Origin of the sequence: Lysobacter sp. cf310, from assembly GCF_900114355.1 — a bacterium.
In the GTDB taxonomy this organism is placed as follows: Bacteria; Pseudomonadota; Gammaproteobacteria; order Xanthomonadales; family Xanthomonadaceae; genus Lysobacter.
On sequence record NZ_FOSS01000004.1, the window covers coordinates 385039 to 397649 of the forward strand.

The 12611-nt window shown below is 70.2% G+C and carries 10 protein-coding genes; 4 read left to right on the forward strand and 6 right to left on the reverse strand.

Annotated features, from left to right (window positions below; translation table 11 throughout):
- Positions 1–32: 32 nt before the first annotated feature.
- Positions 33–1694, forward strand: a complete 1662-nt coding sequence (locus tag BMZ45_RS16255) for a sensor domain-containing diguanylate cyclase (RefSeq protein WP_175489111.1) — start codon at positions 33–35, stop codon at positions 1692–1694.
- Positions 1695–1780: 86 nt separating this feature from the next.
- A complete protein-coding gene (gene folE, locus BMZ45_RS16260) occupies positions 1781–2374 on the forward strand; it encodes a GTP cyclohydrolase I FolE (RefSeq protein ID WP_091637573.1) in 594 nt (197 codons plus the stop codon).
- 160 nt (positions 2375–2534) lie between these two features.
- Here the strand turns inward: folE and BMZ45_RS16265 are convergent, their stop codons facing one another.
- Both BMZ45_RS16265 and gltB read right to left on the reverse strand, forming a co-directional pair.
- A complete protein-coding gene (locus tag BMZ45_RS16265) occupies positions 2535–4058 on the reverse strand; it encodes an FAD-dependent oxidoreductase (RefSeq protein WP_091637574.1) in 1524 nt (507 codons plus the stop codon).
- A gap of 277 nt (positions 4059–4335) precedes the next feature.
- Positions 4336–8793 (reverse strand): glutamate synthase large subunit, encoded by a 4458-nt coding sequence (gene gltB, locus BMZ45_RS16270; RefSeq protein WP_175489112.1) that lies wholly within the window; start codon positions 8791–8793, stop codon positions 4336–4338.
- Between the two features lie 404 nt (positions 8794–9197).
- On the opposite strand from gltB, the gene BMZ45_RS16275 reads away from it, so the two are divergent.
- Positions 9198–10454, forward strand: a complete 1257-nt coding sequence (locus tag BMZ45_RS16275; RefSeq protein ID WP_091637575.1) for a TCR/Tet family MFS transporter — start codon at positions 9198–9200, stop codon at positions 10452–10454.
- A 68-nt stretch (positions 10455–10522) separates the two neighbouring features.
- Positions 10523–10771: a hypothetical protein gene (locus BMZ45_RS16280; protein ID WP_139215541.1), complete on the forward strand. Its 249-nt coding sequence runs from the start codon at positions 10523–10525 to the stop codon at positions 10769–10771.
- Between the two features lie 194 nt (positions 10772–10965).
- Here the strand turns inward: BMZ45_RS16280 and BMZ45_RS16285 are convergent, their stop codons facing one another.
- From BMZ45_RS16285 to BMZ45_RS16300, 4 genes are all read right to left on the reverse strand, one after another.
- A complete protein-coding gene (locus BMZ45_RS16285; RefSeq protein ID WP_091637577.1) occupies positions 10966–11400 on the reverse strand; it encodes a barstar family protein in 435 nt (144 codons plus the stop codon).
- Positions 11397–11831, reverse strand: coding sequence for a ribonuclease domain-containing protein (locus BMZ45_RS16290; protein ID WP_091637578.1), 435 nt, complete (start codon positions 11829–11831; stop codon positions 11397–11399). The genes BMZ45_RS16285 and BMZ45_RS16290 overlap by 4 nt, the downstream gene beginning before the upstream one ends.
- Before the next feature lie 60 nt (positions 11832–11891).
- Positions 11892–12212: an I78 family peptidase inhibitor gene (locus tag BMZ45_RS16295; RefSeq protein ID WP_091637579.1), complete on the reverse strand. Its 321-nt coding sequence runs from the start codon at positions 12210–12212 to the stop codon at positions 11892–11894.
- A gap of 97 nt (positions 12213–12309) precedes the next feature.
- Complete coding sequence (locus BMZ45_RS16300; RefSeq protein ID WP_175489113.1) at positions 12310–12606, reverse strand: I78 family peptidase inhibitor; 297 nt, start codon at positions 12604–12606, stop codon at positions 12310–12312.
- Positions 12607–12611: the final 5 nt, after the last annotated feature.

Here is a 12611-nt window from a genome sequence, read left to right on the forward strand (position 1 = left end):
ATCGACGGATGCGCAGGATCTGGGGGAGCGTCATGCTCGCGCTGACGTTGGCGTTCGCCTGCATGCCGGCCATGGCGCAATCGCTGAAGGCCGAGTTGCTGCTGACCGAAGGCGAACTGGACGGACCGCCGGCCTCGGCGCCGGTGACCGCACGCTCCATCGCCGAGACGCCCGGCGACCTGGTCTACCTGACCATGCCGCGCCGCGAGGCCGGCTACTGGATCCGCCTGACCACCGATCGCGATATCGCCGCCAGCGAAAGCCAGCTGCTGGTGCTGCGCGGCGCGCGTGCGCGCGGGCCGGTCACCTATTACCCGCCCGGCGCGCCGCCGCGCATCGTCAACGACGCCGAGAACGGCGGCCCGGTGCTGCTGCGGCGCGGTTGGGTGCTGCCGCTGCCCAATGGCTGGACCCGCGGTGACGTCGCTTATCTGCGCGTGGGCGGCAACACCGCCGAGGCGCTGAGCCTGCGCCTGGCGACCGTGCCCGAGCTGGCGCGCCAGGAACGCGGCGACTCGCGCTTCATGGTCGCCGCCTTCACCGCGATGATGCTGATGGCGGTGGCGATGATCGCGATCTGGTACGCCTTCCGCGACCTGGTCTACATGGCCTACGGCGCCTACCTGGCCTGCGCGGCGATCTATCTGCTGCTGGTGTCCGGCGACGCGGCCGAGATGTGGGGCCTGGCCGGGCTGGCCAGCGGGCGCCTGACCGTGACCTGGACCCTGGCCACCTTGGCCACGATCTTCCAGCTCGGTTTCAGCCTGCGCTTCCTGGAGCTGCCGCGCCTGCTGCCGCGCCTGGCGGTGCTGGTGCGCACGGTGCAGTGGGCCAACATCCTGTGGCTGGCGGTACTGCTGGCGCTGCGCGAGCGCGTGCACGACTTCTGGTACATCGGCGGCAACGCCCTGCTGCTGGTCGGCATTCCGCTGATGTTCGCCGCCGCGATCATGGCCTGGCGCCGCGGTGCGCCCTATGCGGGCTACTACCTGCTGGGCTGGACGCCGCTGCTGCTGTTCGTCGGCGTGCTCGCGGCCTATCCCTTCGGCGTCGGCCGCGCCGAGTGGGCCGACCGCGGCCTGGCGCTGGCGGCGGTGCTGGAATCGGGCGTGCTCGCGCTGGCCCTGAGCCAGCACGCGGCCAACCGCCACCGCCTGTCCCTGCTCGCGCGCCAGTCCGGCGACCGCGACCCGCTCACCGGCACCCTCAACGCCTCGGCGCTGCGCCTGCTGCTGGAGACCTGGTCGGCGCCGGGCAGCCTGGGCCTCAAGCATCACGGCCTGCTGCTGCTGGACCTGGACGGCTTCGGCGAGATCAACGCCCGCTACGGCCGCGCGATCGGCGACGCCCTGCTGCAGCAGGCGCTGGCGCGCATCCGCGGGGTGCTGCGTCCGGACGACACCATCGCGCGCATGGGCGGCGACAGCTTCGCGGTGGTGGCCGAGTGCGAGCGCGTGGATTGCGAGCTGCTGGGCCGGCGCCTGGCCGACGCCTTCGGCCAGCGGCCGTTCCGCATCGACGGCCACGAGATCGCGGTCAGCGCCAGCGTCGGCCTGGCCATGGCCCAGCGCGGCGAGCCCGTGCAGAGCCTGCTCGACCGCGCCGAGCACGCCCTGCTCAGCGCCCGCAACGCCGGCCGCAACACGGTCGGCATCGCGCCCGCGGCGGCGCTGCCGGCGCTGGAAGCGGGCTGAGCCGGCACGGGCACGGAACACAGTGTGTTTCCGATGCTTGAGCGCAGTGGAGTAGGATGCCCATCCCCCATTGCTGAGGCCGCGTCATGGCCGACGACAAGAACAAGCCGTCCCGCGATCAGGCCGAGGCGGCCGTGCGCACGCTGTTGGCCTGGGCCGGCGAAGACCCCGCCCGCGAGGGCCTGCTCGACACGCCCAAGCGCGTGGTCGAGGCCTACGGCGACTGGTTCAGCGGCTACGACGACGACCCGCGCGAGTACCTGGCGCGCACCTTCGAGGAAGTCGCCGGCTACGACGAGCTGATCGTGCTGCGCGACATCGAGTTCGAAAGCCATTGCGAGCACCACATGGCGCCGATCATCGGCAAGGCCCACGTCGGCTATCTGCCCAACGGCAAGGTCGTGGGCATCAGCAAGCTCGCGCGCGTGGTCGAGACCTATGCGCGCCGCTTCCAGGTCCAGGAAAAGATGACCGCGCAGATCGCGCAGTCGATCCAGGACGTGCTGCAGCCGCTGGGCGTGGGCGTGGTCATCGAAGGCGCGCACGAGTGCATGACCACGCGCGGCGTGCACAAGCGCGGCGTGAGCATGATCACCTCCAAGATGCTCGGCACCTTCCGCGAAGACGCGCGCACGCGCGCGGAGTTCCTGCGGTTTATCGATGTGGGGCCAGGGCGGTAAAGGCTGCCCTCATCCGCCCTCCGGGCAGCTTCTCCCGCAGGCGGGAGAAGGGACAGCAAGGCTTCGTGCTTCAGTCTTTTCCGCTCTGAAGCCCCTCTCCCGCTAGCGGGAGAGGGGTTGGGGTGAGGGCGCGCGGGGCAGCAAACTCACCTTGAGACTCTCAACCCATTTCCGTAGCCAAGATCTCCAGCGGCGCCACCACCGCCGCCTCCCGCAGCAACGCCACGATCCCCGCCGCCGCCTCGCGCCCCTCGTAAGCGGCCGTCACCACCAGGTCCGCGCCGCGCACGCCGTCGCCGCCTGCGAACACGCGCGGATGCGTGGTTTGATACGGCCGCGTCTGCGCCGCACCGTTGCGGCGCGACTTGCAGCCGCCGGTGTTGGGCACGCGGATGCGGCCGTCGCTTTCCAGCTCGATGCCGTGCGCGGCCAGCCAGGCCGGCGGATCGGGCTGGAAGCCGAACGCGATCACCACCACGTCCGCGTCCAGCACCGACTCGCTGCCCGCCACGATTTCGGCGCGCTGGCGGCCGCGCGCGTCGGGCGCGCCCAACACGGTCTCGGCCACGCGCACGCCGCTGACCCGGTCCTCGCCCAACAAGGCCAAGGGCTGACGGTTGAACAGGAAGCGCACGCCTTCCTCGCGCGCGTTGGCGACTTCGCGCGCCGAGCCGGGCATGTTGGCCTCGTCGCGGCGGTACACGCAGCTGACCTCGGCCGCGCCCAGGCGCACCGCGCTGCGCACGCAGTCCATGCCGGTGTCGCCGCCGCCGAGCACGACCACGCGCTGGCCGCGCAGGTCGGGCAGTTCGATATGGTCTTCCCAGCCCGCGATCGCGCGGCCGGCAGTCATCGCCTCGCCCTGCACCAGGCGCCCGTTCTGGACCAGGAACGGCAGCGCCGGCAGCACGTTGGCCAGGTCCTGGCCGGGCAGGCCGCCGTCGGTGTAGCGGTAGCTGCCCAGGCCCAGGAACACCGCGTCGAAGTCGCTCAGCAGGGTGTCGAAGGCGACATCGCGGCCGATCTCGACGCCGAGGCGGAACTCCACGCCCATGCCTTCCAGTACCTCGCGCCGGGTCGCGATCACCGACTTCTCCAGCTTGAAGCTGGGAATGCCGAAATGCAGCAGCCCGCCGATGGCCTCGTAGCGGTCGAACACCACCGCGTCGATGCCCGCGCGCGCCAGGCGGTCGGCGCAGGCCAGCCCGGCCGGTCCGGCGCCGACCACGGCCACGCGCTTGCCCAGGCGCTGCACGGTCGACAGGTCCGGGCGCCAGCCGCCGTCCAGGGCCTTGTCGACGATGTACTTCTCGACCGCGCCGATGGTGACCGCACCGAAGCCGTCGTTGAGCGTGCAGCTGCCTTCGCAGAGGCGATCCTGCGGGCACACGCGGCCGCAGATCTCGGGCAGCGGATTGGTTTCGTGGCACAGCGCAGCGGCTTCGTCGATGCGGCCTTCGCGCGCGAGTTCCAGCCAGTTCGGTATGTAGTTGTGCAGCGGGCAGGCCCAGCCGCAGTAGGGGTTGCCGCAGTCCAGACATCGCCCGGCCTGCTTCTTGGCCTCGGCCTCGCCGAAGCGCCCGTACAACTCGCCCCAGTCGCCGCCCTGACGCAGCGCCAGCGGAATCCGCGCCGGCATCTCGCGCGGCGCTTCGCGGAATTGGAACACCTGCTTCTTGCTCATCCTGCCTGACCCCGTGGGCTGCGTTGTCGCGTGCGGTCTGGGGTATTCGCAGTGAAAGCAAATCCCCCCCGGCCAGCAGGCATAGCCTGCTGGCGTTCGGTGGCGTACGAACCTGCGGTTCGTAAGCACGCCACTTCACCCTTTTTCAAAGGGGGGAGACGTACCGGTTTGTGGCGTGACGCGCAGACTTCAGGCGGCGACGAAAACCCAATTGCCTTCCCCCCCTTTGAAAAAGGGGGGCAGGGGGGATTTGCTCTTGCTGCGAAGACGATCGAATTCATGCTGCGCTCCTTAGCGTTTCCGCCAGCGACTCCAAGCTCGCCGCCTTCGGCTTCACCAGCCAGAACTTGCCCATGTAGTCGCGCATCTCGTCCAGGATCCGGCGCGCCCACACGCTGCCGGTGAGTTCGACGTGGGTCTCCAGCAGATCGCGCAGGTGCGAACGGTGGTGCTCGAAGCCGTCGGCGGAGATGCGCAGGATGTCGATCAGTTCGTGGTTGTAGCGGTCGACGAAATCGCGCTCGGTGTCCAGCACATAGGCCATGCCGCCGGTGAAGCCGGCGCCGAAGTTCAGGCCGGTGCGGCCCAGTACCGCGACCACGCCGCCGGTCATGTACTCGCAGCAGTGATCGCCGGCGCCTTCCACCACCGCGGTCGCGCCGGAGTTGCGCACGCCGAAGCGTTCGCCGGCGCGGCCGGCCGCGTACAGCTCGCCGCCGGTGGCGCCGTACAGACAGGTGTTGCCCAGGATCGGCGTCTCGTGGGCGACGTAGCGCGCGCCGCCGGGCGGGCGCAGCACGATGCGGCCGCCGGCCATGCCCTTGCCGACGTAGTCGTTGGCCTCGCCCTCGAGTTCGAAACGCAGGCCGCCGGCCTGGAACGCGCCGAAGCTCTGGCCGGCGGTGCCGGTGAAGCGCAGGTCCAGCGGCGCGTCGGCCATGCCGCGGTCGCCGTGCAGGCGCGCGATGCGCCCGGACAGACGCGCGCCGATGCTGCGGTCGGTGTTGCGGATCGGGTAGGCGTACGCGCCGCCGCGCTTGTGCGCGATCGCGTCGGCCAGTTCCAGCTCCAGTTGCGCGGACAGCCCCTCGGGCTCGATCGGCGGCGCCGGCATGCCGCAATGGCCGCCGTGGCTGAGGCCGGAACCAGCCAGCAGCGGCGCCAGGTCCAGGCGCTGCTGGCGCGCGCTGTCGCCGTCGCTTTGCAGCAGCAGATCGGTGCGGCCGACGATCTCGCCCAGCGTGCGCACGCCCAACGCGGCCAGCCACTGGCGCACTTCCTCGGCCAGCAGGCGGAAGAAGTTCTCCACGCGCTCGGGCAGGCCGGTGAAGTGATCGCGGCGCAGCTTGTCGTCCTGGGTGGCCACGCCGGTGGCGCAGTTGTTGAGGTGGCAGATGCGCAGGTACTTGCAGCCCAGCGCGATCATCGGCGCGGTGCCGAAGCCGAAGCTTTCCGCGCCCAGCAGCGCGGCCTTGACCACGTCCAGGCCGCTCTTCAGGCCGCCATCGGTCTGCAGGATCACCCGTTCGCGCAGGTCGTTGGCGATCAGGGCCTGGCGCGCTTCGGCCAGACCCAGTTCCCAAGGCGTGCCGGCGTAGCGGATCGACGACAGCGGGCTGGCGCCGGTGCCGCCGTCGTGGCCGGACACCGTGATCAGGTCGGCGCCGGCCTTGGCCACGCCGGTGGCGATGGTGCCCACGCCCGCGTGCGAGACCAGCTTGACCGAGATCAGCGCCTGCGGATTGACCTGGCGCAGGTCGTGGATCAGCTGGGCCAGGTCCTCGATCGAATAGATGTCGTGATGCGGCGGCGGCGAGATCAGGCCGATGCCGGGCATCGCGAAACGCAGGCGCGCGATCAGTTCGTTGACCTTGTGGCCGGGCAGCTGGCCGCCTTCGCCGGGCTTGGCGCCTTGGGCGATCTTGATCTGCAGCACTTCGGCGTTGACCAGGTACTCCGGGGTGACCCCGAAGCGGCCGGAGGCGATCTGCTTGATCTTGGACACCTTGTCGCTGCGATAGCGCGCGGGGTCTTCGCCGCCTTCGCCGGAATTCGAACGCCCGCCCAGCCGATTCATCGCGATCGCCAGCGCCTCGTGCGCCTCCGGCGACAGCGCACCCAGGCTCATCGCGGCGGAGTCGAAGCGCTTGACGATCGCCGACACCGGTTCGACTTCGTCCAGCGGGATCGGGGTCACGCCCTCGCTGCGCAGTTGCAGCAGGTCGCGCAGCGCCGCGGTCGGTCGTTCGTTCACCGCCTCGGCATAGGACTGCCAATCGGCCCAGTCGCCGCTGCCGACCGCGCGCTGCAGGCGGGTGACCACGTCGGGATTGAACAGGTGGTATTCGCCGCCGGGCACGTAGCGCAGCAGGCCGCCGATCTCGGGCAGGCGGTTGGCGTCCCAGCCCTGTTCGGCCAGGTGCGCGGCGTCGGCCTGCAGCTCGGCGAAGCCGGCGCCGCCGATGCGCGAGGGCGCGCCGTCGAAGCACAACGCCACCACTTCGCGGTCCAGGCCGATGATCTCGAACAGCTGCGCGCCGCGATAGCTGCCGATGGTCGCGATGCCCATCTTGGAGATGATCTTGAGCAGGCCCTTCTTGATCCCGCGCCGGTAGCTGCGGCCGATCTGCGCGACTTCGCCGTGCTTGGTCTTGAGGATGCCGCGCACGCCTAGGTCGTGCAGGGTCTGATAGGCCAGATACGGATACACCGCGGTCGCGCCGAAGCCGAGCAGGCAGGCGAAGTGGTGCGGATCGCGCGCGGTGCCGGTCTCGACGATCAGGTTGGATTCGCAGCGCAGGCCGGTGCGCACCAGGTGCTGGTGGACCGCGCCGGTCGCGAGCAGGGCGTGCAGCATCAGCGCGTCGCGACGCGGCCGGCGGTCGGTCAGGATCAGCAGCACCACGCCTTCGCGCGCGGCCGCTTCGGCCTCGGCGCAGATCCGGTGCAGCGCGGCCTTCAGGCCCTCGGCCGGATCGAAGTTGAGGTCGATGAAGCGATGCGAGCGGTCGAACGGCGCCAGCGCCAGCAACTGACGCAGCTTGCGTTGCGCCAGCACCGGCGAGTTGAGGTGGATGTGGCCGACGTTGCCGGGCCCGTCGACGAAGACATTGCCCTCGCGGCCCAGCTGCACCGCCAGCGACATCACGCAGTCCTCGCGCAAGGGGTCGATCGGCGGGTTGGTGACCTGGGCGAAGGCCTGGCGGAAATGGTCGTAAAGCGGACGCACCTGCTGCGACAGCACCGCCATCGGCACGTCGTCGCCCATCGAGCCGGTGGCTTCCTGCTCGGTCTCGGCGAGCGGGCGCAGCACCTGCTCGCGCTCCTCGCGGCTGAGCTGGAACAGCTTCTGGAAGCCGGCCAGGGTGTCCGGGTCGAAGGGCTCGGCGGCCAGGTTGGGATCGATCAGCTCGCTGTGCAGGTAGGTCATGCCCTGCTTGAGCCAACGCTTGTACGGCGCGCGCGCGCGGTTGATGCGGTCGATCGCCTCGGAGTCCAGCAGCTCGCCCTGATACAGATCGGCGGCGATCATCTCGCCCGGGCCGAGCTTGCCCTTGGCCTCGATCTCGCTGGCCGGCAGTTCCCACACGCCGGCCTCGGATGCGATCAGGAAATGGCGGTCGCGCGAGCGCAGCCAGCGCGCCGGACGCAGGCCGTTGCGGTCCAGCGTGCAGGCGGCGTAGCGGCCGTCGCAGGTGACGATGCCGGCCGGGCCGTCCCAGGGTTCGGTATTGAGCGCGTAGTACTCGTAGAACGCGGCGAGGTCGGCGTCCTTGTATTCCAGCGACTGGGTGGCCGGCGGAATCAGGATGCGCATCGCTTTCAGCAGGTCCATGCCGCCGGCCTGCAGCACCTCCAGCATGTTGTCCAGGCTCTGCGAATCCGAACCGTCGGTGCTGACCACCTGGTCGAACTCGCGCAGGTCCAGGGTCGGCGTGCGCCAGGCGTGCGCGCGCGCCTGCGCCCAGGCGCGGTTGCCGGCAATGGTGTTGATCTCGCCGTTGTGGGCGAGCAGGCGGAATGGCTGCGCCAGCGGCCAGCGCGGCGTGGTGTTGGTGGAGAAGCGCTGGTGGAACACCACCGCGCTGGCGACCAGGTCTTCGCGCCGCAGATCGGGATACAGCTGGGTCAGGCGATCGGGCAGGACCATGCCCTTGTAGCCGATGCTGGCCGAGGACAGGCTGACGACGTAGAAGTCCTGGATCGCGCGCAGGCGCTGCTCGGCGCGGCGCCGGGCCAGGAATAGCGAACGCTGGAAACCGGCCGGATCGAAGGGCGAAGCCGCCTCGACGAACACCTGCTCGATGCGCGGCATGGTGCGGCGCGCGAGTTCGCCGCAGGCGCTCAGGTCCACCGGCACGATGCGCCAGCCGGCCAGGCGCAGGTTCTCGTGCTCCAGGGTCTCAGTGAGGGTCGCGCGCGCCTGCGCGGCTTCCGCCTCGTCGTGCGGCAGGAACACCAGGCCGGCGCAGTAGTGCGCGCCCAGGGCGATGCCGCTTTCGCGCGCGAGCGTGCGCAGGAAGCTGTCGGGATGGCGGATCAACAGACCGCAGCCGTCGCCGCTGAGGCCGTCGGCGGCGATGCCGCCGCGGTGGGTCATGCGTGCCAGCGCTTCCAATGCGCGGTCGACCAGCGCGCGGCTGGGGCGGTCGTCTAGCTGCGCGATCAGGCCGAAGCCGCAGCTGTCCCGCTCGTCGCGAGGGTCGTACAGCATCGCTTGCTGGTTGGCTTGCATCGCTGCTCCGGAAGGCTCTCGGGGAACACGCCCGCGCGCTCGGCGCGGGCCTGTAAGAACACGGATGGATCGCTTGCTAGCTGCACGCGCGGGCAGACCTGCCAAGGGCGCGGGACAAGTCCCGTACCAGCGTGTCGTGACCGAGCGTGATTCGAATAAATCACAATTTGTGCGATGCGGCAATTCGTTCCGGTATGCGTTTGCGCGCGCTGGCCGCGAGGGCCTGGCAAGCGCGCGTGCCGGCCTCCGCGGTGCAGGCGCAAGTGCCTGATCGCAATCGTGAAATCCGTCGCGACGCGGGCAATTAGTAACGTCGGAAACCATCCCCGCGCGGGCTTCGGCACGGGTCGTGCGCGGCCGCGCGCGCTAGACTGCGCCATCGCTTCCGCTTCGACGCCCCCCACGTGACCGCATCCGTTCCCGGCGCGCGCCGCGCCGCGCTCGTTTTCATTTTCATTACCGTGCTGATCGACGTGCTGTCGTTCGGCCTGATCATTCCGGTGCTGCCGCGCCTGATCAAGGAATTCGCCGGTGGCGACACCGAACACGCGGCCTATTGGATCGCGGTGTTCGGCACCTTGTTCGCGGCGATCCAGTTCGTGTGCGCGCCGATCCAGGGTTCGCTGTCGGACCGCTACGGTCGCCGTCCGGTGATCCTGCTGTCCTGCCTGGGCCTGGGCCTGGACTTCATCTTCATGGCCCTGGCCAACACCCTGCCGTGGTTGCTGGTGGGCCGCGTGATCTCGGGCATCACCTCGGCCAGCTTCAGCACCGCCAACGCCTACATCGCCGACGTCACTGCGCCGGAAGAGCGCGCCAAGAGCTACGGCATGATCGGCGCCGCGTTCGGCCTGGGTTTCATCGTCGGGCCGGTGATCGGCGGCCAGCTCGGTCACTTCGACGTGCGCCTGCCGTTCTGGTTCGCGGCCGGTCTGGCGCTGTTGAACTTCTGCTATGGCTTGTTCGTGCTGCCCGAATCGCTGCCGCCGGACAAGCGCAGCGCCAAGTTCGACTGGTCGCACGCCAATCCGGTCGGCTCGCTGGTGCTGCTCAAGCGCTATCCGCAGGTGTTCGGCCTGGCCGCGGTGGTGTTCATCGCCAATCTCGCCCACTACGTCTATCCCAGCGTGTTCGTGCTGTTCGCCGATTACCGCTACGGCTGGGAGGAGCGCGAGGTGGGCTACGTGCTGGGCGTGGTCGGCGTACTCAGCGTGATCGTCAACGTGGTCTTGATCGGGCGCGCGGTGAAGGCGTTCGGCGAGCGCCGTACGCTGTTGCTGGGCCTGGGCTGCGGCGCGATCGGTTTCATGGTCTACGGCTTCGCCGATGTCGGCTGGCTGTTCCTGGTCGGCCTGCCGATCAGCGCGCTGTGGGCGATGGCCGCGCCTGCGACCCAGGCCTTGATCACGCGCCAGGTCGGCGCGGACGTGCAGGGCCGCGTCCAGGGCGCCTTGATGAGCCTGATCAGCCTGGCCGGCATCGTCGGCCCGACCCTGTTCGCGGGTAGCTTCGGCTACTTCGTCGGCAAGTCCTCGCCGGTGCACCTGCCGGGCGTGCCCTGGTTCATCGCCTCGAGCCTGCTGGTGCTGGGCGTGCTGATCGCCTGGCGCTATGCGCGCACCCAACCCGTCCCGGCCCACGTGGTCGCCGAGACCGCCTGACCGACGGGCCTTGCCGTCGCGCCACGCGCTGCGGCAAGGTCGGGTTTCCCCTCGTCACGGAGCCGTCCATGTCCCCGTTGCCCGCCCGCCTGTCACTGCTCGCGCCGCTGCTGTTGCTGGGCGCCTGCGCCAGCTCGCCCGACTATCTGGACACCAATGCCGCGGTCGACGCGCGTCCGGAATGCACCAGCCAGCCCGACCGCCCCGGCGAACCGGTGCCCAGCTGGTGCGAGCGCAAGCAGGAAGTGCGTTGGAGCGACAAGGAAGACAAGATCGATCTGAAGGGCAAGGACGACAAGGGCGACGATCGCCGTTGAGGTCTTCGCGCGTTCGATGCGCGCGGCGCGGTTCGATGCAGGGCATCGGTGCGGTGCGCCTGCGGCTTACCGCAGCCTGCGGCATCCACTGGCCGACTCATCTTCCTAGGGTGCGGCGCTGACCGCACCCTCGCGCAACCCGCCATCGCGGCGAAGGTGGCGTGGCGCGCAGCGTTCGCGCGCCCTGCGCGCCATCACCCCATCGCATCCAAGCGTTCGCTGGGCAGCGGAAACAACGCCCAGAACGGTTTGCGCGCCTCGGCCCATTGCGCCGAAGCCTCGTTGAGGATGTCGAGCAGGACCGCGGCGTCCTCGCCGGCCTGCGCCTGCCAATCCTGGGCGCGCTCCAGCAGCAGCAGATAGCCGCCGGCTGGCAACCAGGACAGGTCTTCCAGGCTGTCGGCGAGCGCGTCCCAGTTATGCCCGAACCAATCCGGGAAATTCAGCGCCGCCGCCATGCGCCGCAGCAGTTCGCGCTTGTCGCCGCAGCCGTCCAGGTCGATGCGCGCGACCGCGAACTCCAGGAACGCGCCGGCCTCGGCCAAGGCCTCGGTGTCGGCCGCATCGACGAAGTAGGCGCCGGCCTGGGCCGGATCGGCGAGCAGCTCGCGCAGCTCCTGTGTCTTCATGGCGACGCCCCGCTGGGATCGAAGCGGCGGAAGCTGCGGTAGTGATCGTCGGTGTAGTAGTACTCGCTGGGCGGGTCGCCGCCGGTGACGATGCGGCGCGCGCCGCGATCGCTCTCGCCCGGGGTTTCGACCGTGTACTCGCGGTAATAGCCGCGCGGTTGCGGCGGCAGGCGACGTTCGCGGTTCTGGAAGGTGCCGCCGTCCTGGCGATGCTGGTAGGGCCCGCCGCGCGCGATGCGCGCCAGCACCTCGTGAGCTTCGGCCGGCAGGAAGTCGGTGGCGGCGTTACCCGCCGCGGCCGGCGCCGGCGCGGGCGCCGAACGCGTGGCGGCGCTCGGCGCGCTCGGCGCGGGCAGGGGCGTCGGGCGCTGCCACCACAGCCACAGGCCGAGCAGGACGAGGGCGGCGATCAGCCAGGGCGCGCGACGCATGCGGAACTCCGAGCGGGGTCGCCGCCGAGTCTAGCGCGCGTCGGCGCCCGTGCGCGGGCCTCAGCCGCAGCGCAGATGGGTGATGACGTTGTTCTCGTCGACGTCGATGTTGAGGCGGCCTTCCTGGTACTCCATGGTCACCATCTGGCCCGGCTTGAGCACGCGCGCATTGCGCGCGCCGGCATCGGTGCGCGCGCGCTCGACCACGTCGGCGCTTGCGGTTTTGCCCAGCGCGGCGGCCTTGGCGGCGTCCGCGTTGCAGGTCAGCTCTTCCGGCGGCAGGGGGCGCGACATTTGCGGCGGATTGGCCTGGCTGGCGCAAGCGCCGAGGGCGACCACGGCGAGGGCGCCGACGGCGAGTGCGATACGGATAGAGGGCATGGCGGGGCTCCGGTTCGTGGGGCGCGCTCAGGGGTGCGCGCCCGTGGCTGTGCCGAAGATTAACCCGCCGCCGTGCGTTCTCGTTTCGAACTACCGCTCAACCGCAGCGCAGGCCGGTGATCGCGCCGCGGTCGTTGAGGTCGATGTTGATGCGGTCCTGGCGGTAGTCCATGGTCGCGCCCATGCCGGGCTTGAGCACACGCGCGTCGCGGCTGCCGGTGTCGCGCAGGATGCGGTTGGTGGTGTCGTCGTCGATGCCGCGGCCGATCGCCCAGCGCGCGCCTTCGGCATTGCATAGTCCGCTGGGCGGGACCGCGGCGCCCGGCGGCGGCGGGGCGGTGGCGCAGGCGGTCATCGACAACAGCAGCACGGCGGGCAGGACGAGGCGCGACATGGCAC

What these genes read in the sequence shown, in the direction of transcription:
- BMZ45_RS16290 (WP_091637578.1), bottom strand. Translation starts at nt 11,831, where the DNA reads ATGCGTCGCGCGCCCTGGCTGATCGCCGCCCTCGTCCTGCTCGGCCTG.
- BMZ45_RS16300 (WP_175489113.1), bottom strand. Translation starts at nt 12,606, where the DNA reads ATGTCGCGCCTCGTCCTGCCCGCCGTGCTGCTGTTGTCGATGACCGCC.
- BMZ45_RS16265 (WP_091637574.1), bottom strand. Translation starts at nt 4,058, where the DNA reads ATGAGCAAGAAGCAGGTGTTCCAATTCCGCGAAGCGCCGCGCGAGATG.
- folE (WP_091637573.1), top strand. Translation starts at nt 1,781, where the DNA reads ATGGCCGACGACAAGAACAAGCCGTCCCGCGATCAGGCCGAGGCGGCC.
- gltB (WP_175489112.1), bottom strand. Translation starts at nt 8,793, where the DNA reads ATGCAAGCCAACCAGCAAGCGATGCTGTACGACCCTCGCGACGAGCGG.
- BMZ45_RS16255 (WP_175489111.1), top strand. Translation starts at nt 33, where the DNA reads ATGCTCGCGCTGACGTTGGCGTTCGCCTGCATGCCGGCCATGGCGCAA.
- BMZ45_RS16285 (WP_091637577.1), bottom strand. Translation starts at nt 11,400, where the DNA reads ATGAAGACACAGGAGCTGCGCGAGCTGCTCGCCGATCCGGCCCAGGCC.
- BMZ45_RS16280 (WP_139215541.1), top strand. Translation starts at nt 10,523, where the DNA reads ATGTCCCCGTTGCCCGCCCGCCTGTCACTGCTCGCGCCGCTGCTGTTG.
- BMZ45_RS16295 (WP_091637579.1), bottom strand. Translation starts at nt 12,212, where the DNA reads ATGCCCTCTATCCGTATCGCACTCGCCGTCGGCGCCCTCGCCGTGGTC.